The 24,924-nt window shown below is 69.9% G+C and carries 28 protein-coding genes; 3 read left to right on the forward strand and 25 right to left on the reverse strand.

The features are described 5' to 3' along the window. Positions 1–32: 32 nt before the first annotated feature. From alr to ACF1G2_RS16675, 6 genes are all read right to left on the reverse strand, one after another. Positions 33–1,181, reverse strand: coding sequence for an alanine racemase (alr, locus tag ACF1G2_RS16650; RefSeq protein WP_391798952.1), 1,149 nt, complete (start codon positions 1,179–1,181; stop codon positions 33–35). 206 nt (positions 1,182–1,387) lie between these two features. Then, positions 1,388–2,815, reverse strand: a complete 1,428-nt coding sequence (locus ACF1G2_RS16655; RefSeq protein WP_391798953.1) for an NAD(P)H-hydrate dehydratase — start codon at positions 2,813–2,815, stop codon at positions 1,388–1,390. Between the two features lie 118 nt (positions 2,816–2,933). After that, positions 2,934–4,358, reverse strand: coding sequence for an MFS transporter (locus tag ACF1G2_RS16660; RefSeq protein WP_391798954.1), 1,425 nt, complete (start codon positions 4,356–4,358; stop codon positions 2,934–2,936). Between the two features lie 147 nt (positions 4,359–4,505). After that, positions 4,506–4,874 (reverse strand): holo-ACP synthase, encoded by a 369-nt coding sequence (locus tag ACF1G2_RS16665; protein ID WP_391798955.1) that lies wholly within the window; start codon positions 4,872–4,874, stop codon positions 4,506–4,508. Positions 4,875–4,878: 4 nt separating this feature from the next. After that, positions 4,879–6,726: a glutamine--fructose-6-phosphate transaminase (isomerizing) gene (gene glmS / locus ACF1G2_RS16670; RefSeq protein ID WP_391798956.1), complete on the reverse strand. Its 1,848-nt coding sequence runs from the start codon at positions 6,724–6,726 to the stop codon at positions 4,879–4,881. A gap of 127 nt (positions 6,727–6,853) precedes the next feature. Continuing rightward, positions 6,854–7,600 (reverse strand): hypothetical protein, encoded by a 747-nt coding sequence (locus ACF1G2_RS16675; RefSeq protein ID WP_391798957.1) that lies wholly within the window; start codon positions 7,598–7,600, stop codon positions 6,854–6,856. A gap of 184 nt (positions 7,601–7,784) precedes the next feature. Here ACF1G2_RS16675 and coaA point away from each other — a divergent pair, with 184 nt between their 5' ends. After that, positions 7,785–8,780, forward strand: a complete 996-nt coding sequence (gene coaA / locus ACF1G2_RS16680) for a type I pantothenate kinase (RefSeq protein ID WP_391798958.1) — start codon at positions 7,785–7,787, stop codon at positions 8,778–8,780. Between the two features lie 2 nt (positions 8,781–8,782). After that, entirely contained in the window at positions 8,783–9,742 is a 960-nt protein-coding gene (locus tag ACF1G2_RS16685) for a DUF389 domain-containing protein (protein ID WP_391798959.1), read from the forward strand. Positions 9,743–9,754: 12 nt separating this feature from the next. On the opposite strand, the gene glmM is transcribed toward ACF1G2_RS16685, so the two are convergent. The 4 genes from glmM to ACF1G2_RS16705 form a co-directional block, all read right to left on the reverse strand. Further along, positions 9,755–11,113: a phosphoglucosamine mutase gene (glmM, locus tag ACF1G2_RS16690; RefSeq protein WP_391798960.1), complete on the reverse strand. Its 1,359-nt coding sequence runs from the start codon at positions 11,111–11,113 to the stop codon at positions 9,755–9,757. A 163-nt stretch (positions 11,114–11,276) separates the two neighbouring features. Then, a complete protein-coding gene (rpsI, locus tag ACF1G2_RS16695) occupies positions 11,277–11,795 on the reverse strand; it encodes a 30S ribosomal protein S9 (RefSeq protein WP_361859316.1) in 519 nt (172 codons plus the stop codon). A 43-nt stretch (positions 11,796–11,838) separates the two neighbouring features. After that, entirely contained in the window at positions 11,839–12,282 is a 444-nt protein-coding gene (gene rplM, locus ACF1G2_RS16700; RefSeq protein ID WP_260229383.1) for a 50S ribosomal protein L13, read from the reverse strand. 218 nt (positions 12,283–12,500) lie between these two features. Continuing rightward, positions 12,501–14,123, reverse strand: coding sequence for an ABC-F family ATP-binding cassette domain-containing protein (locus tag ACF1G2_RS16705; protein WP_391798961.1), 1,623 nt, complete (start codon positions 14,121–14,123; stop codon positions 12,501–12,503). A gap of 56 nt (positions 14,124–14,179) precedes the next feature. Here ACF1G2_RS16705 and ACF1G2_RS16710 point away from each other — a divergent pair, with 56 nt between their 5' ends. Then, entirely contained in the window at positions 14,180–15,139 is a 960-nt protein-coding gene (locus tag ACF1G2_RS16710; RefSeq protein ID WP_391798962.1) for a hypothetical protein, read from the forward strand. Positions 15,140–15,203: 64 nt separating this feature from the next. Here ACF1G2_RS16710 and truA read toward each other — a convergent pair whose 3' ends face one another. The 15 genes from truA to rplF all read right to left on the reverse strand — a co-directional run bounded on the left by truA (position 15,204) and on the right by rplF (position 24,921). Further along, entirely contained in the window at positions 15,204–16,058 is an 855-nt protein-coding gene (gene truA, locus ACF1G2_RS16715) for a tRNA pseudouridine(38-40) synthase TruA (RefSeq protein WP_391798963.1), read from the reverse strand. Positions 16,059–16,137: 79 nt separating this feature from the next. Further along, positions 16,138–16,635 (reverse strand): 50S ribosomal protein L17, encoded by a 498-nt coding sequence (gene rplQ, locus ACF1G2_RS16720; protein WP_352188396.1) that lies wholly within the window; start codon positions 16,633–16,635, stop codon positions 16,138–16,140. Between the two features lie 143 nt (positions 16,636–16,778). Continuing rightward, positions 16,779–17,801: a DNA-directed RNA polymerase subunit alpha gene (locus tag ACF1G2_RS16725; RefSeq protein ID WP_003966937.1), complete on the reverse strand. Its 1,023-nt coding sequence runs from the start codon at positions 17,799–17,801 to the stop codon at positions 16,779–16,781. 149 nt (positions 17,802–17,950) lie between these two features. Then, positions 17,951–18,355: a 30S ribosomal protein S11 gene (gene rpsK, locus ACF1G2_RS16730; RefSeq protein WP_003956432.1), complete on the reverse strand. Its 405-nt coding sequence runs from the start codon at positions 18,353–18,355 to the stop codon at positions 17,951–17,953. 66 nt (positions 18,356–18,421) lie between these two features. Next, positions 18,422–18,802, reverse strand: coding sequence for a 30S ribosomal protein S13 (rpsM, locus tag ACF1G2_RS16735; RefSeq protein ID WP_005313488.1), 381 nt, complete (start codon positions 18,800–18,802; stop codon positions 18,422–18,424). 185 nt (positions 18,803–18,987) lie between these two features. Beyond that, entirely contained in the window at positions 18,988–19,101 is a 114-nt protein-coding gene (rpmJ, locus tag ACF1G2_RS16740) for a 50S ribosomal protein L36 (protein ID WP_003956441.1), read from the reverse strand. A gap of 62 nt (positions 19,102–19,163) precedes the next feature. Next, positions 19,164–19,385, reverse strand: a complete 222-nt coding sequence (gene infA / locus ACF1G2_RS16745) for a translation initiation factor IF-1 (protein WP_003956442.1) — start codon at positions 19,383–19,385, stop codon at positions 19,164–19,166. A gap of 208 nt (positions 19,386–19,593) precedes the next feature. Then, positions 19,594–20,430, reverse strand: coding sequence for a type I methionyl aminopeptidase (gene map / locus ACF1G2_RS16750; protein ID WP_391798964.1), 837 nt, complete (start codon positions 20,428–20,430; stop codon positions 19,594–19,596). A 96-nt stretch (positions 20,431–20,526) separates the two neighbouring features. Further along, entirely contained in the window at positions 20,527–21,174 is a 648-nt protein-coding gene (locus ACF1G2_RS16755) for an adenylate kinase (protein WP_391798965.1), read from the reverse strand. Beyond that, positions 21,174–22,493 (reverse strand): preprotein translocase subunit SecY, encoded by a 1,320-nt coding sequence (gene secY / locus ACF1G2_RS16760; protein ID WP_352188393.1) that lies wholly within the window; start codon positions 22,491–22,493, stop codon positions 21,174–21,176. Before secY ends, ACF1G2_RS16755 begins: the two co-directional genes overlap by 1 nt. A gap of 213 nt (positions 22,494–22,706) precedes the next feature. Next, entirely contained in the window at positions 22,707–23,162 is a 456-nt protein-coding gene (gene rplO / locus ACF1G2_RS16765; protein ID WP_361445400.1) for a 50S ribosomal protein L15, read from the reverse strand. Between the two features lies 1 nt (position 23,163). Further along, on the reverse strand, positions 23,164–23,346 hold the full coding sequence (gene rpmD, locus ACF1G2_RS16770; RefSeq protein ID WP_005313525.1) for a 50S ribosomal protein L30: 183 nt from the start codon (positions 23,344–23,346) through the stop codon (positions 23,164–23,166). After that, positions 23,346–23,948, reverse strand: a complete 603-nt coding sequence (gene rpsE / locus ACF1G2_RS16775; protein ID WP_015035588.1) for a 30S ribosomal protein S5 — start codon at positions 23,946–23,948, stop codon at positions 23,346–23,348. The genes rpmD and rpsE overlap by 1 nt, the downstream gene beginning before the upstream one ends. Before the next feature lie 46 nt (positions 23,949–23,994). After that, complete coding sequence (gene rplR, locus ACF1G2_RS16780; RefSeq protein WP_352188391.1) at positions 23,995–24,378, reverse strand: 50S ribosomal protein L18; 384 nt, start codon at positions 24,376–24,378, stop codon at positions 23,995–23,997. Between the two features lie 3 nt (positions 24,379–24,381). After that, positions 24,382–24,921, reverse strand: a complete 540-nt coding sequence (gene rplF, locus ACF1G2_RS16785; RefSeq protein WP_361667570.1) for a 50S ribosomal protein L6 — start codon at positions 24,919–24,921, stop codon at positions 24,382–24,384. Between the last annotated feature and the right edge of the window lie 3 nt (positions 24,922–24,924).

Consider the following 24,924-nt stretch of genomic DNA (forward strand, 5'->3'; position numbering starts at 1 on the left):
CGCTCCTGTTCGGTCGGTGACTGCCCGTTCGCTCAGCCGTTCACATAGACGCGCGGGACGCGCGCGCCGATGCGGGTGACGATCTCGTACGCGATGGTGTCGGCGGCCTCGGCCCAGTCCTGGGCCGTCGGCTCGCCGTGGTCGCCGGGGCCGAAGAGCACGGCCTCGGTGCCGGGCTCGACGGTGTCGCCGTCGAGGTCCACCACGAACTGGTCCATGGCGACCCGTCCGGCGACCCGGCGCACCCGGCCGCCGACCAGGACGGGACCACGGCCGGAGGCGTGGCGCGGGATGCCGTCGGCGTACCCGACGGGCACGAGCCCGAGCCGGGTCTCGCGCTCGGTGACGTAGTGGTGTCCGTAGCTGACGCCGTGGCCGGCCGGGACCTGCTTCACGAGCGCGACGCTCGCCTTGAGCGTCATCACCGGCCGCAGCCCGAAGTCGGCGGGGGTGCCGAGTTCGGGGCTGGGCGAGACGCCGTACATGGCGATGCCGGGCCGGACCAGGTCGAAGTGGGTCTCGGGGAGGGTGAGGGTCGCCGGGGAGTTGGCGATGTGCCGGACCTCGGGCCGGACTCCGGCCTTCTCGGCGTAGTCGAGCATGGTGCGGAAGACGTCGAGCTGGGAGGCGATGGAGGGGTGGCCCGGCTCGTCGGCGCACGCGAAGTGCGACCAGAGCCCGGTGACGGTGACGTGTCCGTCCTTCTCCGCCTTGAGCGCCTCGCCGACGAGTTCGGGCCAGTCGGCGGGCTGGCAGCCGTTGCGCCCCAGGCCGGTGTCGGCCTTGAGCTGGATACGGGCCCGCCGCCCGGTCTCCCGCGCCGCCTCGGCGACCTCGCGCAGTGCCCACATGCCGCTGACGGTCATGTCGAGACCGGCTTCGATGCCTTCGGCCCAGGGGTCGCCCGGGGTCCAGAGCCAGCACAGGACCGGGACGTCCGTGATCCCGGCGGCGCGCAGGGCGAGCGCCTCGTGCGGAGTGGCGGTACCGAGCCAGGCGGCACCGGCGTCGAGCGCGGCACGGGCGCAGCGGACGGCGCCGTGTCCGTACGCGTCGGCCTTGACCACGGCCATGACCTGGGCGTGGGGCGCGACACGGGCACGCAGCGTGCGGACGTTCGCACGCAGCGCACCGAGGTCGATCTCGGCGCGGGCTCTGCGGGGCGGCGGTGTCTCAGTCATCGCGCCCAGTCTCTCAGGTGTCGGCCCCCGCACCGCTTTCCCGGGCTGTCGCCCCGGTCACCCTCACGCGTCGGGCCGTACGCGTTCGCCGGCCGACGGGCGGTCGGCGCGTACGGGCTGCGCGGCCACGGCCGGCCCTGGGGCCCCGGCCGACCGTCGCACCGGCCCACCGGCCCACCGGCCCACCGGCCCACCGGCCCACCGGCCTACGCCACCACGTCCCGCCACGCCGTCGGCAGGGCCTCGGCCACGTCGGACGCCGCGATCGGGGCGCCGGCCGACGCGCGACGGGCCGCCAGGCCGTGGAGGTACGCGGCCACCGAGGCCGCGTCCCGGGCGCGCAGGCCCGCCGCGAGCAGCGAACCGGCGAGACCGGACAGCACGTCACCGCTGCCCGCCGTCGCCAGCCACGACGTGCCCGTCGGATTCACACGTACCGGACCGGAGCCCTCCGCCACCAGTGTCGTCGACCCTTTCAGCAGCACCGTCGCGCCGAAGCGGGCCGCCAACTCCCTTACGGCCCCGAGCCGTTCCGCCTCCACCGACTCCCGCGAGGCGCCCAGCAGCGCCGCCGCCTCCCCCGCGTGCGGGGTGAGCAGGGTGGGCGCCGTGCGCGCCCGTACCGCCTCCGCGTCCAGCTCGCGCAGCCCGTCCGCGTCGACCAGGACCGGCACGTCCGAGGCCAGGACGTCCGCGACCCCCTGCCCGTCGCCGAGGCCCGGTCCGACGACCCACGCCTGCACCCGCCCCGCCCTCCGCGGCGGCCCCGTGTGCACCAGCGTCTCCGGATGACGGGCGATCACCGCGTCCGCGGCCGGCCCCACGTACCGCACCGCGCCCGCACCGCCCCGCAGCGCGCCGGTCACGGCGAGCACCGCGGCGCCCGGGTAGCGGGCGGAGCCCGCGACGACGCCCACCACACCCCGCCGGTACTTGTCGCTCTCCGCGCCCGGCACCGGCAACAGCCCGGCCACGTCATCGTGTTGCAGCGCCTCGACGTCCGGCACGGACGGCAGGCTCTCCGCGAGGCCGATGTCCACGAGCCGCAGCGCCCCCGCGTACTCGCGCGCCGGGTCGATCAGCAGCCCCGGCTTGTACGCCCCGAACGTCACCGTCGCGTCCGCCCGCAGCGCCTCCCCCGCGACCTGCCCGGAGTCCGCGTCCACCCCGCTCGGCAGATCGACGGCGACCACGGCCGCGTCCGAGCCGCGCGCCGCCCGGGCGATCGGGACCGCGTCCGGCCGCAGGCCGCCCTGCCCGCCGATCCCGGTGATCCCGTCGAGGACGAGGTCGGCCACGGCGAGCGCCTCGAACGGGTCCTCCGCCACCCGCCCCCCGGCCGCGAGCAGGGCGGCGAGACCGCCCTCGTGGGCCCGCGAGCCGAGCAGTACGGCCGTCACCCCCGCCCCGCGCCGGGCGAGCCGCACCCCCGCGTACAGCGCGTCGCCCCCGTTGTCCCCGCTGCCGACGAGCAGGACGACCCTCGCTCCGTACACATGACCCTGGCCGAGCAGCGAGAAGCAGGCGGCGGCGAGCCCCGCCGCCGCCCGTTGCATCAGCGCCCCCTCGGGCAGCGTCGCCATCAGCTCGGCCTCGGCGGCCCGTACGGTCTCCACGCGGTAAGCGGTACGCATGCCCCGCAGTCTGCCGCACCTGCCAAGCGCCCGCCCGGAGGCAGGGGTTGACGCCGACCGCCGAGCCGGTCTCCACGCCGTCCGTGCGCCGCCCGTCGGCGCCGGCCGTACCGGTGCTTCAGGCGTCCCGCTGCGCAGACGGCCCGGTGGCGCGGACCAGGCGGAGCAGGAGCACTCCCCCGAGCAGGGCGAGGACGGCTGCCGCGCGGAGTACCGACTCGATGGCCGGGCCGTCGGAGGCCGCGCGCGACGCCGAACCGCTGAGGGCCTCGAGGACGCTCGAGGCCACGGCGACGGCCAGCGCACCGAGCAGGACCAGGGACGTGAGGACGAAGCCGGACGCGGCGGCGAGCCGTGTCTCCGGTACGTACGACTGGGTGGCGACGTTCGTCAGGGCCCAGCCGAGGCCGAGACCGGCGCCGACCACCGCGAAGACCACCAGGTACAGGCCGAGCGGCGTCGACCAGGTCAGGGCGAGAAGCGAGGTGCCGCTGAGGAACATGGCGACGGTCATCAGCGCCTCGGGCCGCCATCGGCGGGCCAGGTGGCCGGAGAAGTAGCTGGCCGTACCCGCACCGACCGAGAGCGCGAGGAAGATCAGCCCGGCGGTGAAGGGGGAGAGGCCCCGTGCCTGCTGGAGGTAGAGCGCCGAGAAGACGGCCACCAGGCAGTAGACGACGTTGGACAGCGATCCGGCCAGGGTGAGGGTGACGAACGGGCCGTTCCGCAGCAGGCCGAGGTCGAGCAGCGGTTCCGCGCTGCGCCGCTCGATCCGGATGAAGAGGGCCAGCAGCGCGGCTCCGGAGAGGAGACAGCCCCAGGTGGCAGGGGCCGCCCAGCCCCACAGGGCTCCCTGGTCCACACCGAGCATGAACAGCGTCAGTCCTGCCGCGACCGTGACCGCGCCACGCAGGTCGAGGCGCCCTGAGGCGTGGCTGTCGCGGGTCTCCGGGACGTGGCGGAGTATCAGGAACACGGCGGCGGCGCAGATCGGAACGTTCAGGTAGAACACGGCACGCCAGCTGACGTGTTCGGCGAGCGTGCCGCCGACGAACGGTCCCAGGGCGGTGCCCACGGCGCTGAAGGCGAGCACGGTCCCGACCGCCCGGCCCTGCCGGTCGTCCCTGAAGTAGGCCGTCACGACGGCGACGGCGACCGGGAAGATGAAGGCGGCGGTCACCCCCTGCACCACGCGGCCGGCGACGAGCCATCCGGAGGTCGGCGCGAGGGCGCAGAGGACGGAGACGAGGCCGAAGCCGGCGAGTCCGCAGACGAGTGTCCTCCGGCGACCGTGGACGTCGGCCACCCGACCTCCGGTGATCATGAAGGCGCCCAGGGTGAGCATGTATCCGCTGACCAGCCACTGCAGGTCGGTGGTCGGCTCGTCGAAGTCCCGGGCGATCACGGGAAGGGTGAGGTTGAGGGCGAACCAGTCCATCTGGACGAGCAGCATGGACAGGGCGGCTGCCGCGATGACGGACCGGTCCCGGCCGGAGAAGAGGCCGTGACGGGCCGTCGCGCGATTCCGGGAAGGAGCCTTCATCCAGCACCTCGATCCGCGCTCACCTTCCCCATCGTGGCATCGCACCACGGGGACGGCGACACGGCCGGGCCGGGCCCCCGGACACCGCGGGCCCCTGCCATCGGCCGGGGCACACGGGCTCGTACACGAACCGCCCGATCGCCCGCTCTACCCCTCGGCGATCACCACCGCCGAGGCCACCCCCGCGTCATGGCTCAGCGAGACGTGCCAGTGGCGGACGCCCAGTTCCGCCGCCCGGGCCGCCACCGTGCCGCGGACGCGCAGCCGGGGCTGGCCGCTGGGCTCCAGATAGACCTCCGCGTCCGTCCAGTGCAGCCCCGCGGGCGCGCCCAGGGCCTTGGCCAACGCCTCCTTGGCGGCGAAGCGGACGGCCAGGGACGCGGGGCCCCGGCGCTCGCCGCTGGGGAGCAGCAGCTCGCCGTCGACGAAGAGGCGCTGCAACAGCCCCGGCGTCCGTTCGATCGACACGGCGAAGCGGTCGATCTCCGCCACGTCGATCCCCACCCCGATGATCATTCACTCACTCCACGGTCACAGATTTCGCCAGGTTCCGCGGCTGGTCCACCTCGTTGCCCCGTGCTGTCGCCAGCTCACAGGCGAAGACCTGCAGGGGCACGGTGGAGACCAGCGGCTGTAGCAGCGTAGGCGTTGCGGGGATGCTGATCAGATGATCGGCGTACGGTACGACGGTCTCGTCGCCCTCCTCCGCGATCACGATCGTCCGCGCCCCGCGCGCCCGGATCTCCTGGATGTTGGAGACGATCTTGTCGTGCAGGACGGAGCGCCCGCGGGGCGACGGCACGACCACCACCACCGGCAGGTCCTCCTCGATGAGCGCGATCGGGCCGTGCTTCAGCTCTCCGGCGGCGAAGCCCTCGGCGTGCATGTACGCCAGTTCCTTCAGCTTCAGCGCGCCCTCCAGGGCGACCGGGTAGCCCACGTGCCGGCCGAGGAAGAGGACGGTGTCCTTGTCGGCGAGGGAGCGGGCCAGGGCCCGTACCGGCTCCATCGTCTCCAGGACGCGCTCCACCTCGTCGGCGATCCGGGCGAGCTCACGCACGACGGCGTGGATCTCGTCGCCCCACTTCGTCCCGCGCACCTGCCCGAGGTACAGCGCGAGCAGATAGCAGGCCACCAGCTGGGTCAGAAAGGCCTTGGTGGACGCGACGGCGACTTCGGGACCGGCGTGCGTGTAGAGGACGGCGTCGGACTCGCGCGGGATGGTCGAACCGTTGGTGTTGCAGACGGCGAGCACCTTGGCGCCCTGCTCACGCGCGTGGCGCAGCGCCATGAGCGTGTCCATCGTCTCGCCCGACTGCGAGATGGCGATGACGAGCGTCCGCTGGCCGAGGATCGGATCGCGGTAGCGGAACTCGCTGGCGAGCTCCACCTCGCAGGGGATCCTGGTCCAGTGCTCGATGGCGTACTTCGCGATCATGCCGGCGTGGAAGGCGGTGCCGCACGCGATGATCACGACCTTGTCGGCCTCGCGCAGGACCGCGTCGGGGATGCGCACCTCGTCGAGCCGGAGCCGGCCGTCGCCGTCGATCCGGCCGAGCAGGGTGTCGGCGACGGCCTTCGGCTGCTCGGCGATCTCCTTGAGCATGAAGTAGTCGTAGCCGCCCTTCTCGGCGGCCGAGGCGTCCCAGTCCACGTGGTACGACCGGACGTCGGCTGCGGTGCCGGCGAAGTCGGTGACCTCGACGCCCTCGCGGGACAGCTTCACGACCTGGTCCTGGCCGAGTTCGATCGCGGCGCGGGTGTGCGCGATGAAGGCCGCGACGTCGGAGGCGAGGAAGTACTCCCCCTCGCCGACGCCCACCACGAGGGGCGAATTGCGGCGCGCGCCCACCACCACATCGGGCTCGTCCGCGTGTACGGCGACCAGGGTGAACGCCCCGTCGAGCCGCCGGCACACGAGCCGCATCGCCTCCGCCAGGTCGCCGCAGGAGGAGAACTCCTCGGCGAGGAGGTGGGCCACGACCTCGGTGTCCGTCTCGGAGGCGAGGTCGTGGCCGCGCTCCTCCAGCTCCGCGCGCAGGGCGGCGAAGTTCTCGATGATCCCGTTGTGGACGACGGCCACGCGCCCCGCGTTGTCCAGATGCGGGTGCGCGTTGGCATCGGTCGGCCCGCCGTGGGTGGCCCAGCGGGTGTGTCCGATGCCGGTGGAACCGCTCGGCAGCGGCCGGTCCACCAGCTCCTTGTCCAGGTTGACGAGCTTGCCCGCCTTCTTCGCCGCGGCCAGTCCCCCGTCGGAGAGCACCGCGACACCGGCCGAGTCGTAGCCCCGGTACTCGAGCCGCTTGAGGCCCGCGATCACCACATCAAGCGCCGACTGCCCGCCGACGTAACCCACGATTCCGCACATGTCGGCAGCCTACGACCGAACCCGCCCGGAGGCCCGGAGTCGGCCGAGCTTGGCCGCCTGCGCGTCGACGACGGCTTCAAGCGCCTCCAGGGCGTGCGCCGCGGAGGGCACCCGCCCAGGGCGGGTGTCAGCCGAGCTTGGCCGCCTGCGCGTCGATGACCGTCTTCGGCTGCTCCTTGACCTTGCCGCCGAGGCTGATGACCGAGAACGACGCCAGCGTGTTGCCCTTACGGAAGGCCACCAGCTTGCTCGTCCACTCCTCCCCCTCCACGTCCGTGGTGACGGTGAAGGCGAGCGCCTCCTCGCCGGCGGTCACGGTCTCGGGGGCGACCTTGGTGATCTTCGTCTTCTCGCCGCCGCCGATGAGCGTGAAGCCGCCCGCGCACTCCGTGCCCGCCGTCTTCAGCGAGGCCAGCGCCTCCTGGGCGCCGCCGCCACCGTACGAGCCGAGCGTCACGGACGTCACCGGCGCGCTGAGGACGCCCAGGGCATCCTCCGGCGAAGCCGTCGCCCCTTCCGTCTTCGGCATCTCGATGGCCTTGCGCTGCACGCTGGCGCCCGGCTTGCCGGTCGCGATGAAGGACATCGCCTCGGCGAGCGGCGTGCACGCGGGCTTGTCCGCGCTGACGTCACCCGGCTTCACGACGTCCCCGGCCTCGGCCTTCTGGACCTGGTAGCCCTTGAGGTCGGCCTGCTCGACGATCAGCTTCTCCAGCTCGGCCGCCGACAGCGCCTTCGCGTCGGGCGCGGCGGAAGCGGACGCGGACCCCTTGGACGCGCCCTTGCCCTTGTCCCCGCCCTCCCCACCCCCACTACAGGCGGCGAGCACCAGCGCCAGCGAGGCGGCGGAAGCGACAGCGGCAGCGGTTCTCACGGACGTACGCATCTGGATGTGACCCTCAGTTCCCTCGTGCCGCCCCATGGAGCGGCTCCCCCCGCGCAAGTCCACCCCACGCGGCAATCAGCATGATCAAGGTAGAGCAAGGGTCGGACAACAGGTTTTCCGCGTGACCGAGCCCACGGCCCACATCCGCCCCGCAGCCACGACAATGGGACCCGTGATCACTTCGCCGCCACGAAGCACCGGCTCCAAGGGCAACGGCCAGCGCCGGCCCGAGGCCACGCCCTACGTCGACCTGACCAGGGACGAGTGGAGCGCGCTGCGCGACAAGACGCCGCTGCCGCTCTCCGCCGACGAGGTCGAGCGGCTGCGGGGGCTCGGCGACGTCATCGACCTCGACGAGGTCCGGGACATCTATCTGCCGCTCTCCCGGCTGCTCAATCTGTACGTCCAGGCCACCAGCGGGCTGCGCGGCGCGCTCAACACGTTCCTCGGCGAGCGCGCCGAGCAGCGCGGCACCCCCTTCGTCATAGGGGTCGCCGGCTCCGTCGCCGTCGGCAAGTCCACCGTCGCCCGGCTCCTCCAGGCGCTGCTCGCCCGCTGGCCCGAGCACCCCCGCGTGGAGCTGGTCACCACCGACGGCTTCCTCTACCCAATGGAGGAGCTGAAGGAGCGCGGGCTCCTGTCCCGCAAGGGCTTCCCCGAGTCGTACGACCGCCGTGCCCTGACCCGGTTCGTCGCCGACATCAAGGCGGGGAAGGAGGAGGTCACCGCCCCGGTCTACTCCCACCTCATCTACGACATCGTGCCGGGCGAGCGGCTCGTGGTGCGCCGCCCCGACATCCTGATCGTCGAGGGGCTCAACGTCCTCCAGCCGGCGCTGCCCGGCAAGGACGGCCGGACGCGGGTCGGTCTCGCCGACTACTTCGACTTCTCGGTCTACGTGGACGCCCGCCCCGAGGACATCGAGCGCTGGTACCTCAACCGCTTCCGCAAGCTCCGCGAGACGGCGTTCCAGAACCCGTTCTCGTACTTCCAGCGCTACACCCAGGTCTCCGAGGAGGAGGCGCTGGAGTACGCCCGCACGATGTGGCGGACCATCAACAAGGTGAACCTGCTGGAGAACGTGGCGCCGACGCGCGGCCGGGCCACTCTCGTCGTACGCAAGGGGCCCGACCATATGGTGCAGCGACTGAGCCTCCGTAAGCTCTGACCATGCTGCATCTGCGGATCATCACCCCGCCCGCCCGCACGGACGCGGTCCTCGACCTGATCGACACGACGGTGGGCACCACCCACGTCGCGGTGCTCAAGGACGTGGCACGCGATCCCTCGGGCGACATCGTGCTGTGCGACGTGGCCCGCGAGGCGGGTGATGAACTCCTGCACGGCCTGCGCGAGTTGGGTATCGACAAGGTGGGGTCGATCGCCGTCGGGAACATCGACCTGTCGCTCTCCGACCGCGCCGACAAGGCGGAGGAGGAGGCACCCGGCGAGGCGGCGGACGCGGTGATCTGGGAGCAGCTGACGGACACCTCCCAGGAGGAGTCCACGCTCACCATCACCTACGCGGCCCTGATGATCGTGGCGACGATGATCGCGGCCTGCGGTGTGGTCCTGGACAACGCGATCCTGATCGTGGGAGCCATGGCGGTCGGTCCGGAGTTCGGCCCGCTCGCCGGTATCAGTACGGGCCTGGTGCGGCGCAGGCCGAGGGCCGTCTGGCGCTCGTCGGTCGCCCTGGTGGTCGGCTTCGCCGCCGCGATCGCCGCGACGACGGTGTTCAGCCTGGTGATGGACGGCTTCGGCCAGTTCAACGAGGGCATGCTCGACGCGGCCCGCCCGAACACCGGATTCATCTTCCAGCCCGACCCGTTCTCGTTCGTCGTGGCGCTGCTGGCGGGAGTGGCCGGAGTGGTCTCGCTGACCTCGTCGAAGGCGGGGGTGCTGGTCGGCGTGGCGATCTCGGTGACGACCGTGCCGGCCGCCGCGAACGCCGCCGTCGCCCTCAGCTACGGCGACCTGGGCCAGATGTGGGGCTCCGCCGAGCAGTTGCTGCTGAACCTCACCGGCATCATCGTCGCCGGGGTGCTCACGCTCGTCGGCTGGAAACTGCTGTGGCGCACCCAGCGGGGCCGGATGACCCGGCCGCCGGGTGCGCCAGGAGGCAAGTGACCGTCAGGCGGCCTAGCCCAGCGCCGACTTCACGGCGTCGGCCAGCCGGCCGGCCACGGACCGCGCCTGCTCGATGTCGGCGGCCTCGACCATCACGCGTACGAGCGGCTCGGTGCCCGAGGGGCGGAGCAGCACGCGACCCGTGGAGCCCAGCTCCCGCTCGGCGTCGCCGACCGCGGCGGCCAGTTCGCCGGAGGTCTTCACCCGGGACTTGTCGACGTCGGGCACGTTGATGAGGACCTGCGGCAGCCGCTCCATGACGGCGGCCAGCTCCGCGAGGGACTTGCCGGTGGCCGCTACCCGCGCCGCCAGCATCAGACCGGTGAGGGTGCCGTCGCCGGTGGTGGCGTGGTCGAGCACGATGACGTGCCCGGACTGCTCGCCGCCCAGCGCGTAGCCGTGCTCCTTCATCGACTCCAGGACGTAACGGTCGCCGACCGCCGTCTGCACCAGCTGGAGGCCTTCGCGCTCCATGGCCAGCTTGAAGCCGAGGTTGGACATCACGGTCGCGACGACGGTGTCGCCGCGCAGCGTCCCGGCCTCGCGCATGGCGAGCGCGAGCACGGCGAGGATCTGGTCGCCGTCGATCTCGTTGCCCGCCGCGTCGACGGCCAGGCAGCGGTCCGCGTCACCGTCGTGGGCGATGCCGAAGTGGGCGCCGTGCTCGACGACGGCTTCCTTGAGCAGGCCGAGGTGGGTGGAGCCGCAGCCGTCGTTGATGTTGAGGCCGTCGGGCTCCGCGCCGATGGTGACGACCTCGGCACCGGCCCGGGCGAACGCCTCGGGCGACACGCGCGCGGCCGCGCCGTGCGCCTCGTCGAGGACGACCTTGAGCCCGTCGAGGCGGTTCGGCAGTACGGCGATGAGGTGGGCGACGTACTTGTCGAAGCCCTCGTCGTAGTCACTGACCCGGCCGACGCCGGCGCCGGTCGGTCGCTCCCACGGGGCGCCGGTGCGGTGCTCCTCGTAGACGGACTCGATCCGGTCCTCCAGCTCGTCGGCGAGCTTGTGGCCGCCGCGGGCGAAGAACTTGATGCCGTTGTCGGGCATCGCGTTGTGGCTGGCGGAGAGCATCACGCCGAGGTCGGCGCCGAGCGCTCCCGTGAGGTATGCCACGGCGGGGGTGGGCAGGACGCCGACGCGCAGGACGTCGACGCCCGCGCTCGCGAGGCCCGCCACGACGGCCGCCTCCAGGAACTCTCCCGACGCACGGGGGTCACGCCCGACCACCGCGGTCGGCCGATGGCCCTCGAAGGTCCCCGCCTCGGCGAGCACGTGCGCCGCCGCGACCGACAGGCCGAGCGCGAGCTCCGCCGTCAGATCCGCGTTCGCCACACCGCGCACACCGTCCGTGCCGAAGAGTCGTCCCACAGCTGTCCTCCGAAACTGCTCCGAAAAGTGCGATCCCCTGAACGCGTGATGCCCGTTTTCGCGTCAAGCTGCCCGAAAGGGCCCAGGGGGAGGAAAAGACGTACGCCCCGGCAGCACGGGCAGTGCCGCCGGGGCGTACGTGCAAAGCAGACCGAGCAGGCGATTAACGCTTGCTGTACTGCGGGGCCTTACGGGCCTTCTTGAGACCGGCCTTCTTGCGCTCGACCGCACGGTCGTCGCGGGAGAGGAAGCCGGCCTTCTTCAGCGCCGGGCGGTTGTTCTCGACATCCGCCTCGTTCAGCGCACGGGCCACACCGAGGCGCAGGGCGCCGGCCTGGCCGGAAACGCCGCCACCCGAGATGCGGGCGATGACGTCGTAGCGGTTGTCGAGCTCGAGCACCTTGAAGGGCTCGTTGACTTCCTGCTGGTGGACCTTGTTCGGGAAGTAGTCCTCGAGCGTACGCCCGTTGATCTTCCACTTGCCGGTGCCCGGGACGATCCGGACGCGGGCGATGGCGTTCTTGCGACGACCCAGGCCGGCGGCCGGCTGCGGGTCGCCGAAGCGCGACGCCAGGGACTCCGAGGTGTACTCACCCTCGACGGGGACCTCGGACTCGAAGGTGGTGACCTCGGCGTAGGTCTCCTCGCCCTCGATGGGGTTCTCAACAGTGGTCTCGGCCACGATTCTCCTCAGATTTCTTTCGTTCTTAGGGGTGTGGCCGGAACTACTGCGCGACCTGGGTGATCTCGAACGGGACCGGCTGCTGGGCAGCGTGCGGGTGGTTCTCGCCCGCGTAGACCTTCAGCTTCGAGAGCATCTGACGGCCCAGGGTGTTCTTGGGGATCATGCCCTTGATGGCCTTCTCGACGGCCTTCTCGGGGTTCTTCTCCAGCAGCTCGTCGTAACGGACGGAGCGCAGACCACCCGGGAAGCCGGAGTGGCGGTACGCCAGCTTCTGGGTCTTCTTGTTGCCGGACAGGTGGACCTTGTCAGCGTTGATGATGATGACGAAGTCGCCCATGTCCATGTGGGGGGCGTACACCGGCTTGTGCTTGCCTCGGAGGAGGTTCGCAGCCGTGGTCGCCAGACGGCCCAGGACAACGTCCTGCGCGTCGATGATGTGCCACTGGCGAGTCACATCGCCGGGCTTGGGGCTGTACGTACGCACTTCGTAGCCTTCGCTTCTTCAGTGGATGGAGTCCAGACACACCTGAAGCGATCATGCAGCTGGGGCCTGCACTGCCGGGACACCGCCCGTATGCGAGCCACTGGTAACTGCTCCAGGGAACCTGCGTAACGGCCCTTCGTACGAGAACGACGAAGCCAATACGCATAACAAACCGCAACAGTACCCGCGCCACCCCGGAGGGGTCAAAACGCGCGACCCTACCGCGCCCGCTCCACCCGCCGCTCGTCCCAGACCGGCTCCGGCGTCTCCCGGACGACGCCGTCCGAGCCGAAGACCAGATACCGGTCGAAGGTCTTCGCGAACCAGCGGTCGTGCGTGACGGCCAGCACCGTCCCGTCGTACGACTCCAGACCGTCCTGGAGCGCCTCGGCGGACTCCAAGTCCAGGTTGTCCGTCGGCTCGTCCAGGAGCAGCGCCGTCGTGCCGGACAGCTCCAGGAGCAGGATCTGGAAGCGGGCCTGCTGGCCGCCCGAGAGCTTCTCGAAGGGCTGGTCGCCCTGTCCCTCCAGCTCGTACCGCCGCAGGACCGACATCGCCGCGCCCCGGTCCTTCGCGTGCTCCGACCAGAGGATGTCCACGAGCGAGCGGCCCAGGAGCTCCGGGTGGGCGTGGGTCTGGGCGAAGTGGCCGGGAACCACCCGCGCGCCCGTCTTCCACAGACCCGTGTGCGCCACGGACGTGTCCCCGGCCAGCAGACGCAGGAAGTGTGACTTGCCCGACCCGTTCGAGCCGAGGACGGCGACCCGCTCCCCGTAGAAGATCTCCAGCGAGAACGGCTTCATCAGACCGGTCAGCTCGAGGTTTTCGCAGGTCACGGCCCGCACGCCGGTCCGGCCGCCGCGCAGCCGCATCCGGATGTCCTGTTCGCGCGGCGGCTCCGGCGGCGGGCCGGCCTCCTCGAACTTCCTCAGCCGGGTCTGCGCCGCCGCGTACCGCGAGGCCATGTCGTGGCTGACCGACGCCGCCTGCCTCAGGTTGACCACCAGCTTCTTCAGCTGGGCGTGCTTCTCCTCCCAGCGCCGCTTCAGCTCCTCGAAGCGCGCGAAGCGGTCCCGCCGGGCGTCGTGGAAGGTCTCGAAGCCGCCACCGTGCACCCAGACGTCCGACCCGGCCGGGCCCGGCTCGACCGCGATGATCTTCTGCGCGGCCCGGGCGAGCAGCTCCCGGTCGTGGGAGATGAAGAGCACGGTCTTACGGGTCTCCCGCAGCCGCTCCTCCAGCCACCGCTTGCCGGGGACGTCCAGGTAGTTGTCCGGCTCGTCGAGGAGCAGCACCTCGTCGGTGCCGCGCAGCAGCGACTCCAGGACCAGCCGCTTCTGCTCGCCGCCACTGAGCGTGCGGACCTCGCGGAACTGCGCCTTCTCGTACGGGACGCCCAGCGCCGCCATGGTGCACATGTCCCAGACGGTCTCGGCCTCGTACCCCTGGACCTCCGCCCAGTCGCTGAGGGCCTGCGCGTACTTCATCTGCGCGGCCTCGTCGTCGACCGTCATGATCAGGTGCTCCGCCGCGTCGACCGCCCTCGCCGCCTCGCGGATCCGCGGCTGGGCGACGGAGACCAGCAGGTCACGGACCGTACGCTCGTCCCGGACCGAGCCCACGAACTGCGGCATCACACCGAGCCCGCCGCTCACGGTGACCGAGCCGCCGTGCGGCTGGAGCTCCCCGGCGATCATGCGGAGCAGTGTGGTCTTCCCGGCGCCGTTGGCCCCGACCAGGGCGACGACCGCGCCCTCCCCGACCCTGAAGGAGGCGTCCGCGAGCAGGACCCTCCCGTCGGGAAGGAAGTACTCCAGATGCGCGGCCTCGACATGTCCCATGAGGGGCATTGTCGCCGCTCGCACCGCCTGCGCCCAACCGGTTTAGGATGCGCGGCATGAGCTTTGGGGGACCCCAGTGGCCGCAGGAGCCGCAGCAGCCGTACGGGCAGCAGCCGCAGCAGCCGGGACAGCAGCAGTACGGACAGCAGTACGGGAACCAGTACGGGCCGCAGGGCCCGGGGGGACAGCCGAGCCCCTTCCCGGGCGCCTCGGAGGACGGGACGCCCGACTGGGGCGCCCTCGCCGACGCCTCCGCGGCCGGCCGGCGCCGTAAGCGCCTGCTCGTGGTCGGCGGTGGCGTGCTCGCGGCCCTCCTGGTCGGCGCGGTCGTCGCCACGGCGGTCGTGAACAGCGACAAGGGCGACGACACGGCCAAGAACGGCACCGTGACCCCGACCGGCTCGGCAGCCCCCAGCGGCTCGCCCACGCCCGACCCGACGTTCTCCTCCGTCGCACCGCCGCCCCCGCCGAACCCCAAGGACTACATCTCGGACGAGAAGAAGGACAAGGCGCCGCTGAGCGCCGAGGGCCTCTTCCCGGGCAAGAAGCTGACGGTGAGCGGCCGCGTCCACAAGAAGGGCGCGACCTCCTCGACGACCGACTGCGCGAGCGTCACGCAGGGCGGTCTGGGCGCGGTCCTGAAGAAGAACGGCTGCGACCGGGTGATCCGCGCCACGTACGTGAAGGACGGGGTGGCCATCACCGTCGGCGTCGCCGTGTTCCCCACCGAGGCGGCCGCCCTGAAGGCGAAGAACCAGGCGAGCGGCGGCATCGCGCCACTGGCCGGGGCGGGCGTCAAGGACTTCTGCCGTGCCACGGTCTGTCTGCGCCGGGCCAACTCGATCGGCCGGTACGCCTACTTCACCCAGGCCGGCTTCACCGACGGCAAGAAGGTCACCACGTCCGACAAGGGCGTCTTCCAGGCCAGCGACGACCTGGGCACCTTCGCCTTCAACCAGATCTACGCCCGCGGCAAGTCCCAGGCCTCCGCGGCGGCGGGCGCGCCCCAGGAGTGACGGCGAGGGGCGGGCACCGGACGGGCGCCCGCCCCGGGTGAAGCGGTGAGGACGTACGGCCGGATCAGCAGCAGCCGGCGCCCGGCAGGGTGCGCTTGTTCCTGGCCTCGCGGTTGCGGGCGGCCAGCAGTTCGTCGGCCGGGTAGCCGACCTCTTCGAGGGTGAGGCCGTGCGGCCTGACCACGTGCACGGCCGAATCCCGTACACCCGCCGCCAGGACCTTCGCTGGCCACTCCACCGGGCGGTGTCCGTCGCCGACGAAGAGCAGCGCGCCGACGAGCGAGCGGACCATGTTGTGGCAGAAGGCGTCCGCCTTCACGGTCGCTTCGAGGACGCCTCCGGGCCGCCTCTCCCACCGCAGCTCCTGGAGCGTACGAATGGTCGTCGCGCCCTCGCGCCTCTTGCAGTACGCGGCGAAGTCGTGCTCGCCGACGAGCCGCTCGGCGGCGGCGTTCATGGCGTCCATGTCGAGGGTCCAGTCGTGCCACAGGACATGGCCGCGCAGCAGCGGGTCGACACCGCCGGGGTCGTCCGTGACGCGGTAGGCGTAGCGGCGCCAGATGGCGGAGAAGCGCGCGTTGAACCCTGCGGGGGCCTCGGTGAGCCGCCAGACCCGCACGTCGTGGGAGAGCCGTCCGGCGAGCCGCCTGAGCAGCTTGTCCCGGTGCTCGGCCCACAGGTCGACGGGCAGATCGACGTGGGCGACCTGGCCGCGCGCGTGCACACCGGCGTCGGTGCGGCCGGCGACGGTCAGCTCGTACGTCTCCTTGGAGCGGGTGACGGTCTTCAGGGCGTCCTCGATGTCGCCCTGGACGGTCCGCCGCCCCTGGGCCTGCCTGGCCCAGCCGGAGAAGTCCCTGCCGTCGTACGACAGGTCGAGCCGTACCCGTACGAAGCCGTCCTGCACGTCGTCGCTCACGCGATCAATCCTCTCAACATCACGGGAACGGGCCCGTACCCCTAGGGGTACGGGCCCGCACACAGGATCGTCGGAACGCTTACGCGTCCTTCGACTCCTCGGCCGGGGCCTCAGCGGCGTCCTCGGCCTTGGTGTCCTCGACCTTGGCGGCCTCGTCGGCCTCCTTGACGGCGCGCTTGGCGGCGGCCTCGGCCTCGGCGACGGTCGCCTTCTTGGCGATCTCGCCCTCGACCAGCTCGATCACAGCCATCGGGGCGTTGTCGCCACGACGGTTGCCGATCTTGGTGATACGGGTGTAGCCACCCGGGCGCTCGGAGTAGCGCGGGGCGATCTCGGTGAAGAGCGTGTGGACGACGCCCTTGTCCGTGATCGTCTGCAGCACCAGGCGACGGTTGTGGATGTCGCCCTTCTTCGCCTTGGTGATCAGGCGCTCGGCGACCGGACGCAGGCGGCGGGCCTTGGCCTCGGTCGTGGTGATGCGGCCGTGCTCGAAGAGGGACTTCGCCAGGTTGGCGAGCAGCAGACGCTCGTGAGCGGCGCTGCCACCGAGGCGGGCACCCTTGGCGGGACGCGGCATGGTGTTTCTCCTTGTGATCTGCACCGGCCGTGTGAGGTACCGGTGTCAGTGTCCGAGCAGGCGGGTTACCTGTCGGAGACCCCGCGCCCCGTAAGGGGCGCGGGGAACTGCGCGGCCGGCCGAGACCGGCCCGCAGGGGTCAATCAGTACTGCTCGGTCTCGACGAACCCGGCGTCCGCGTCGTCGTCGGCGCCGAAGGCGTCGGCGGCGGCGGTCGGGTCGAATCCGGGCGGGCTGTCCTTGAGGGCCAGGCCCATGCCGGCCAGCTTCGCCTTGACCTCGTCGATCGACTTCGCACCGAAGTTGCGGATGTCGAGCAGGTCGGCCTCGGAGCGCGCCACGAGCTCACCCACGGAGTGGATGCCCTCACGCTTGAGGCAGTTGTACGAACGAACGGTGAGCTCGAGCTCCTCGATCGGCAGCGCCAGGTCGGCGGCGAGGGCGGCGTCCGTCGGGGACGGGCCCATGTCGATGCCCTCGGCGTCGATGTTGAGCTCGCGCGCCAGACCGAACAGCTCGACCAGCGTCTTGCCGGCGGACGCCATGGCGTCACGCGGCCGCATGGCCTGCTTGGTCTCGACGTCGACGATCAGCTTGTCGAAGTCGGTGCGCTGCTCGACACGGGTCGCCTCGACCTTGTACGTGACCTTGAGCACCGGCGAGTAGATGGAGTCGACCGGGATACGGCCGATCTCCTGGCCCACCTGCTTGTTCTGCACGGCGGAGACGTAGCCGCGACCGCGCTCGACGGTCAGCTCCATCTCCAGCTTGCCCTTGCCGTTGAGCGTGGCGAGCACCAGGTCGGGGTTGTGCACCTCGACACCGGCCGGCGGGGCGATGTCAGCAGCGGTGACCAGGCCGGGACCCTGCTTGCGCAGGTACATCACGACCGGCTCGTCGTGCTCCGAGGAGACGACCAGCTGCTTGATGTTCAGGATGAGGTCGGTGACGTCCTCCTTGACGCCCGGCACGGTGGTGAACTCGTGCAGGACACCGTCGATGCGGATGGACGTGACCGCCGCACCCGGGATCGAGGAGAGGAGCGTACGGCGGAGGCTGTTGCCGAGCGTGTAGCCGAAGCCCGGCTCCAGGGGCTCGATAACGAACCGCGAGCGGAACTCGTCGACGACCTCTTCGGTCAGCGAGGGACGCTGAGCGATCAGCATGGTGTGTGTTCCTTCATTCGTGGACGCCCACTATTTGACGCCCGACGGGTACTGCTCGTACTGCAAGGGTACGGGCGGCACGCCTCCGAAGAGGCGTACCGCCCAACCCTCAAACCAACCGTCGCCGGTCGTACATCGGACGCGGAGCGTCAGACGCGACGACGCTTCGGCGGACGGCAGCCGTTGTGCGGCGTGGGGGTGACGTCCTGGATCGAGCCGACCTCGAGGCCCGTGGCCTGGAGGGAGCGGATCGCGGTCTCACGGCCGGAGCCGGGACCCTTGACGAAGACGTCGACCTTGCGCATGCCGTGCTCCTGCGCGCGGCGAGCGGCCGACTCGGCGGCCATCTGCGCGGCGAACGGGGTGGACTTGCGCGAGCCCTTGAAGCCGACGTGGCCGGCGGAGGCCCAGGAGATCACGTTGCCCGAGGGGTCCGTGATCGAGACGATCGTGTTGTTGAACGTGCTCTTGATGTGCGCGTGGCCGTGAGCGACGTTCTTCTTTTCCTTGCGGCGCACCTTCTTGGCAGCGCCCTGACGACCCTTGGGGGGCATCTATAACTCCTACGGGAGGTGGTCGGTCCTACAGCGAAGACCGCTTGGTCAAGCGTCCGCTGAGGACTACTTCTTGCCCGGCTTCTTCTTACCGGCGATGGCGCGACGCGGGCCCTTACGGGTACGGGCGTTCGTGCTGGTGCGCTGACCGTGCACGGGCAGGCCACGACGGTGGCGGATGCCCTGGTAGCACTGGATCTCGATCTTGCGGCGGATGTCGCCCTGGATCTCGCGGCGGAGGTCACCCTCGGTCTGGAGGTTGGCGTCCACGTACTCGCGGATCTTGACCAGGTCCTCTTCGGCCAGGTCACGAACGCGGGTGTTCGGGTTCACGCCGGTGGAGGCGAGGATCTCCTTGGACCGGGTACGCCCGATACCGAAGACGTAGGTGAGTGCGATCTCCACACGCTTTTCGCGCGGGATGTCAACACCGGAAACGCGTGCCATTCAATGGCTCCTGTGTGTTCGGGGGTCTTCCGCAAAGCCGCTCCCGACCGCCGTATGAGGTACGAATCGGGTCCCCGGCCCCCGCCGGAGGTGCCGCCGACCCTTGCGGGCTGGGCGGGCTCTGCGTATGTACGTATTGCTTGCGTCGCGCGAAGAACTGCGGGGTGCAGGTCGGTCGGCGTGCGTCAGCCCTGGCGCTGCTTGTGGCGCAGGTTGTCGCAGATGACCATGACCCGGCCGTGACGGCGGATCACCTTGCACTTGTCGCAGATCTTCTTGACGCTCGGCTTGACCTTCATGGGATGTGAGGTTCTCCGGGTCAGTGCCACCACCCGCGGCGGAGCCGGGGTGCGGGCAAGATCTACTTGTACCGGTAGACGATCCGGCCACGCGTCAGGTCGTACGGAGAGAGCTCCACGACGACCCGGTCGTCCGGAAGGATTCGGATGTAGTGCATCCGCATCTTGCCGGAGATGTGCGCGAGGACCTTGTGACCGTTCTGGAGCTCCACCTTGAACATGGCGTTCGGGAGGGACTCGATCACGGTGCCCTCGATTTCGATGGCACCTTGCTTCTTGGCCACGCTTCGCCTTTCGAATCGGCTACCTTGATCGACTCTCGATCCGTGTGCGGGCACACGGGTACACGAGAGCCGACGCATCAGTCTACGTCAGGGCCCTGGAAAAGACGAATCCGGGAAGTCTGCCCACACGCGAAGATCCTTACGCAAGCAACCACGCCGTCCCCACGACCCCAGCGCCCAGGCGAAGGCCGGCCCCCGCCACCAGGCGCTACGCCAGCGGGTCGGGCGCTGCCACCACACCCAGCTCCGCCAGCTTCGCCTTGCCGCCGTCCGGGGACGTGAGGACCAGGGGGCCCTCCTCGGTGAGGGCGACCGAGTGCTCCCAGTGGGAGGACCAGGTGCCGTCCGTGGAGACGACCGTCCAGTCGTCCTTCAGGACCTCCGTGTGCGGCGTGCCGAGCGAGACCATCGGCTCGATCGCCAGGCAGAACCCGGGCACCAGCTTGGGGCCCTTCCCGCGCTTGCGGGAGACGTAGTTCAGCAGGTGCGGGTCCATGTGCATCTCGGTGCCGATGCCGTGGCCGCCGTAGTCCTCGACGATGCCGTACTTGCCGCCGCCCGGCTTGGGCTGGCGGCGGATGTACGTCTCGATCGCCCGGGACACGTCCACCAGCCGGTTGCCATTCTTCATCGCGGCGATGCCGGCCCACATCGACTCCTCGGTCACCCGCGAGAGCTCGATCAGCTCCGGAGCGTGGCCCGAGCCCACGAACGCCGTGTACGCCGCGTCGCCGTGCCAGCCGTCGACGATCGCGCCGGCGTCGATCGAGATGATGTCGCCGTCCTTGAGGACGGTCTTCTCGTCCGGGATGCCGTGGACCACGACCTCGTTCACCGAGGTGCAGATCGTCGCGGGGAAGCCGCCGTACCCGAGGAAGTTCGACTTCGCCCCGTGGTCCGCGATCACCTTCCGCGCGACCTCGTCCAGGTCCTTCGTCGTGGCGCCCGGCACGGCCGCCTCCCGCGTGGCCGCGTGGATGGCGGCGACGACCAGCCCCGCCTCGCGCATCTTCGCGATCTGCTCGGGGGTCTTGATCTGCACCATCGTGACGGGGGCCTTTCCTACGAGAACACGGGACAGAACAACGATACGGCCGCGGCGCCCCCGAGGGGCACCGCGGCCGTGTCGAACGAACCAGGGTTACTTCTTGAGCGCGGCCATCGCCTTCGCCGTGACCTCGTCCACCTTGCCGAGCGCCGAGATCGTCTTGACCAGGTTCTGCGCCCGGTAGTAGTCGATGATCGGCTCGGTCTGCGTGTGGTAGACCTCCAGGCGCTTGCGGACCGTCTCCTCGGAGTCGTCCGCACGCTGGTACAGCTCGCCACCGCACTCGTCGCAGACGCCCTCGGTCTTCGGCGCGTTGTACTCCACGTGGAAGACGTGCGCGCTGTCGTTGCGGCAGATGCGGCGACCCGCGATCCGCTTCACGACCTCGTCCTCGGGGACCTCCAGGTCCAGCACCGCGTCGAGCTGCATGTCCTCGGCCTTCAGGACCACGTCCAGGGCCTCGGCCTGAGCCACGTTGCGGGGGAACCCGTCCAGCAGGAAGCCGTTGGCGGCGTCCGGCTGCTCCATCCGGTCCTTGGCCATCCCGATGGTCACCTCGTCGGGCACCAGGTCGCCGGCGTCCATGAACGCCTTGGCCTTGAGACCCAGCTCCGTGCCCTGCGAGATGTTGGCTCGGAACAGGTCGCCCGTGGAGATGTGCGGAATGTCCAGGTTCTTGGCAAGGAACGCAGCCTGCGTACCCTTGCCGGCCCCGGGCGGTCCGACGAGGACGATTCGCATCAGCGGAGGAACCCTTCGTAATTGCGCTGCTGGAGCTGGCTCTCGATCTGCTTCACGGTCTCCAGCCCCACACCCACGATGATGAGGATGCTCGTCCCACCGAAGGGGAAGTTGGCATTGGCACCGCCGAAGCCTGCCAACGCCATCGTCGGCACAAGAGCGATCAGACCCAGATACAGCGAGCCCGGCCAAGTGATCCGGTTGAGCACGTAGCTCAGATACTCGGCAGTAGGTCGACCAGCCCGGATACCCGGGATGAAGCCACCATACTTCTTCATGTTGTCCGCGACTTCCTCGGGGTTGAACGAGATCGCCACGTAGAAGAAGGCGAAGAACACGATCAGGAGGAAGTACGTAGCGATGTAGTAGGGGTGGTCACCCTTGACGAAGTGGGCTTCGATCCACGTCTTCCACCCTGCGGTGGAGTTCGAGAACTGCGCGATCAAGGCCGGGATGTAGAGCAGCGACGAGGCGAAGATGACAGGAATCACACCTGCCTGGTTCACCTTGAGAGGGATATAAGTGGACGTTCCGCCGTAGGACCTGCGGCCGATCATCCGCTTCGCGTACTGCACCGGGATGCGGCGCTGGGCCTGCTCGACGAAGACGACCAGGGCCACCATCACGAAGCCGATCAGGATGACGGTGCCGAACTCGATCCAGCCCTTGGCGAGCTTGCCGCTCTCCTTGATGGCCCACAGGGCGCCCGGGAAGCCGGCGGCGATCGAGATGAACATCAGGATCGACATGCCGTTGCCGATGCCGCGGTCGGTGATGAGCTCACCGAGCCACATGACGACTGCGGTACCGGCGGTCATCGTGATGACCATGGTGGCCGTGACGAAGATCGACTGGTCGGGGACGACCTGGTTGGCCACCGTGCAGCCGCTGAAGAGCGCGCCGGTGCGTGCCGTGGCCACGAGACCGGTGCCCTGGAGGATGGCGAGCGCGATCGTCAGATAACGCGTGTACTGCGTGATCTTGGCCGTGCCCGACTGACCCTCCTTCTTGAGGGCCTCGAGGCGCGGGATCACGACGGTCAGCAGCTGCAGGATGATGCTCGCCGTGATGTACGGCATGATGCCGAGCGCGAAGATGGTGATCTGCAGCAGCGCCCCGCCGCTGAACATGTTCACCAGGCCGAACAGGGAGTTGTTGCCCTGGCTCGCCTGGTCCACACACTGCTGTACGGCCTGGTAGCTGACACCGGGGACGGGGATGTGTGCCCCGAGCCGGTACAGCACGATGATGCCGAGTGTGAAGAGCAGCTTCTTGCGCAGGTCGGGCGTCTTGAACGCCCGGGCGAACGCGGTGAGCACGGTGCCTCCTGCGACCCCCGCGCCATGCGCATGAGGTGACGGTCTTGAGGTTCGACGAATAGGTAACGGTCGTGAAATCCGTGTGGGCATACCGCACGGAGCCTAGACAGTGCACGCCACCTTACCGGCGACCATGCCCCCCTAGGAACGACCAACCGGGGATGCCCCTTTTGGGAGGCATCCCCGGTTGGATGTTCAAGCCATCGAGTCGTCTCAGACGAGCTCGGTGACGGTGCCGCCGGCGGCGGCGATCTTCTCCTTGGCGGAGCCGGAGACGGCGTCGACCGTCACCTGCAGCGCCACGGAGACCTCGCCGGCGCCGAGCACCTTGACGAGCTGGTTCTTACGAACCGCACCCTTGGCGACCAGATCGGCCACCGTGACCTCGCCACCCTGCGGGTAGAGCGCGGCCAGCTTGTCCAGGTTGACAACCTGGTACTCGGTGCGGAACGGGTTCTTGAAGCCCTTGAGCTTCGGGAGACGCATGTGGAGGGGCATCTGCCCACCCTCGAAGCGCTCCGGAACCTGGTAACGGGCCTTGGTGCCCTTCGTACCACGACCGGCCGTCTTACCCTTCGACGCCTCACCACGACCCACACGGGTCTTGGCGGTCTTGGCGCCCGGGGCGGGACGGAGGTTGTGGACCTTCAGCGGGTTGTTCTCCGCCATGTCAGTCGACCTCCTCGACCGTCACGAGGTGGCGGACGGTGTGCACCATTCCGCGGAACTCGGGGCGGTCCTCCTTGACGACCACGTCGTTCAGGCGCTTGAGCCCGAGCGAACGCAGGGTGTCGCGGTGGTTCTGCTTGCTGCCGATGTACGACTTCGTCTGCGTGATCTTGAGGCGAGCCATTACGCACCCGCTCCCGCACGCGCACGAAGCAGAGCCGCGGGGGCGACGTCCTCGAGGGGCAGACCACGGCGAGCCGCGATCTCCTCGGGGCGCTGCAGACCCTTCAGGGCCTCCACGGTCGCGTGCACGATGTTGATCGCGTTGTCGGAGCCGAGCGACTTCGACAGGATGTCGTGAACGCCGGCGCACTCGAGCACGGCACGCACCGGGCCACCGGCGATGACGCCGGTACCGGGGGAAGCCGGCTTGAGCAGGACGACGCCCGCGGCCTTCTCGCCCTGGATCGGGTGAGGGATGGTGCCCTGGATGCGCGGAACCTTGAAGAAGTTCTTCTTGGCTTCCTCGACACCCTTGGCGATGGCCGCGGGAACTTCCTTGGCCTTGCCGTAACCGACACCTACGGTGCCGTCACCGTCACCCACCACGACCAGCGCGGTGAAGGAGAAACGACGACCACCCTTGACAACCTTGGCGACGCGGTTGATCGCGACAACGCGCTCAACGTACGCGGTCTTCTCGGCGGCAGCGCCACCGTCGCGGCCCTTCCGGTCCCGCCGCTCGCCGCCACCGGCACCGCTTCCGCGGCGCTGGGGTCCAGCCATTGGATTTACCTCTCTCTGTTACGTCCGTTAGTCCCGGAACCGGGGCTTAGAACTTCAGCCCGGCTTCGCGGGCGGCGTCAGCCAGAGCGGCAATGCGCCCGGCGTACCTGTTGCCACCACGGTCGAACACGACAGCCTCGACGCCGGCGGCCTTGGCGCGCTCGGCGACGAGAGCGCCGACCTGCTTGGCCTGCGACGACTTGTCACCCTCGCCACCACGGATCGACGCGTCCAGGTTCGACGCGGACGCAAGGGTGTGGCCCTTGAGGTCGTCGATGACCTGAGCGGTGATACCGCGGTTCGAACGCGTCACGACGAGGCGCGGACGCTCCGCCGTACCCGACACGTTCTTGCGGATGCGGATGTGACGGCGGGCCTTGGCCGCACGCTTGTAAGCGTCGCCCTTGGCGATCTTCACACCGTATGCCATGGCTTACTTACCAGCCTTTCCGACCTTGCGGCGGATGACCTCGCCGGCGTACTTGACGCCCTTGGCCTTGTACGGGTCGGGCTTCCGCAGCTTGCGGATGTTCGCCGCGACCTCGCCGACCTTCTGCTTGTCGATGCCCTCGACCGAGAACTTGGTCGGCGACTCGACCTTGAAGGAGATGCCCTCGGGCGCCTCCACCAGGATCGGGTGGCTGTAGCCGAGCTGGAACTCCAGGTTGGAGCCCTTCGCGGCAACGCGGTAACCGACACCGCTGATCTCGAGCGCCTTCACGTAACCCTGGGTCACACCGGTGATCATGTTGGCCACCAGCGTGCGGGACAGGCCGTGGAGGGCCTTGTTCTGACGCTCGTCGTTCGGACGGGTGACGTTGAGAACGCCGTCCTCGCCCTTAACGATCTCGATCGGCGCGGCAACGGTGTGGGTCAGGGTGCCCTTGGAACCCTTGACCGTGACCGAGCGGCCCTCGATGGTGACGTCCACGCCGGCGGGAACCTGGATAGGCAGCTTGCCAATACGCGACATTAG

This window comes from Streptomyces sp. NPDC013457 (assembly GCF_043089925.1).
Taxonomy (GTDB): domain Bacteria; phylum Actinomycetota; class Actinomycetes; order Streptomycetales; family Streptomycetaceae; genus Streptomyces.

What these genes read in the sequence shown, in the direction of transcription:
- ACF1G2_RS16655 (WP_391798953.1), bottom strand. Translation starts at nt 2,815, where the DNA reads ATGCGTACCGCTTACCGCGTGGAGACCGTACGGGCCGCCGAGGCCGAG.
- alr (WP_391798952.1), bottom strand. Translation starts at nt 1,181, where the DNA reads ATGACTGAGACACCGCCGCCCCGCAGAGCCCGCGCCGAGATCGACCTC.
- rpsE (WP_015035588.1), bottom strand. Translation starts at nt 23,948, where the DNA reads ATGGCTGGACCCCAGCGCCGCGGAAGCGGTGCCGGTGGCGGCGAGCGG.
- ACF1G2_RS16710 (WP_391798962.1), top strand. Translation starts at nt 14,180, where the DNA reads ATGAGCTTTGGGGGACCCCAGTGGCCGCAGGAGCCGCAGCAGCCGTAC.
- ACF1G2_RS16660 (WP_391798954.1), bottom strand. Translation starts at nt 4,358, where the DNA reads ATGAAGGCTCCTTCCCGGAATCGCGCGACGGCCCGTCACGGCCTCTTC.
- ACF1G2_RS16755 (WP_391798965.1), bottom strand. Translation starts at nt 21,174, where the DNA reads ATGCGAATCGTCCTCGTCGGACCGCCCGGGGCCGGCAAGGGTACGCAG.
- rplR (WP_352188391.1), bottom strand. Translation starts at nt 24,378, where the DNA reads ATGGCATACGGTGTGAAGATCGCCAAGGGCGACGCTTACAAGCGTGCG.
- ACF1G2_RS16705 (WP_391798961.1), bottom strand. Translation starts at nt 14,123, where the DNA reads ATGGGACATGTCGAGGCCGCGCATCTGGAGTACTTCCTTCCCGACGGG.
- ACF1G2_RS16725 (WP_003966937.1), bottom strand. Translation starts at nt 17,801, where the DNA reads ATGCTGATCGCTCAGCGTCCCTCGCTGACCGAAGAGGTCGTCGACGAG.
- rplQ (WP_352188396.1), bottom strand. Translation starts at nt 16,635, where the DNA reads ATGCCGCGTCCCGCCAAGGGTGCCCGCCTCGGTGGCAGCGCCGCTCAC.
- rpsK (WP_003956432.1), bottom strand. Translation starts at nt 18,355, where the DNA reads ATGCCCCCCAAGGGTCGTCAGGGCGCTGCCAAGAAGGTGCGCCGCAAG.
- rpmJ (WP_003956441.1), bottom strand. Translation starts at nt 19,101, where the DNA reads ATGAAGGTCAAGCCGAGCGTCAAGAAGATCTGCGACAAGTGCAAGGTG.
- rplF (WP_361667570.1), bottom strand. Translation starts at nt 24,921, where the DNA reads ATGTCGCGTATTGGCAAGCTGCCTATCCAGGTTCCCGCCGGCGTGGAC.
- ACF1G2_RS16685 (WP_391798959.1), top strand. Translation starts at nt 8,783, where the DNA reads ATGCTGCATCTGCGGATCATCACCCCGCCCGCCCGCACGGACGCGGTC.
- map (WP_391798964.1), bottom strand. Translation starts at nt 20,430, where the DNA reads ATGGTGCAGATCAAGACCCCCGAGCAGATCGCGAAGATGCGCGAGGCG.
- rpmD (WP_005313525.1), bottom strand. Translation starts at nt 23,346, where the DNA reads ATGGCTCGCCTCAAGATCACGCAGACGAAGTCGTACATCGGCAGCAAG.
- ACF1G2_RS16665 (WP_391798955.1), bottom strand. Translation starts at nt 4,874, where the DNA reads ATGATCATCGGGGTGGGGATCGACGTGGCGGAGATCGACCGCTTCGCC.
- rpsM (WP_005313488.1), bottom strand. Translation starts at nt 18,802, where the DNA reads ATGGCACGCGTTTCCGGTGTTGACATCCCGCGCGAAAAGCGTGTGGAG.
- rplO (WP_361445400.1), bottom strand. Translation starts at nt 23,162, where the DNA reads ATGGCGGAGAACAACCCGCTGAAGGTCCACAACCTCCGTCCCGCCCCG.
- glmS (WP_391798956.1), bottom strand. Translation starts at nt 6,726, where the DNA reads ATGTGCGGAATCGTGGGTTACGTCGGCGGGCAGTCGGCGCTTGATGTG.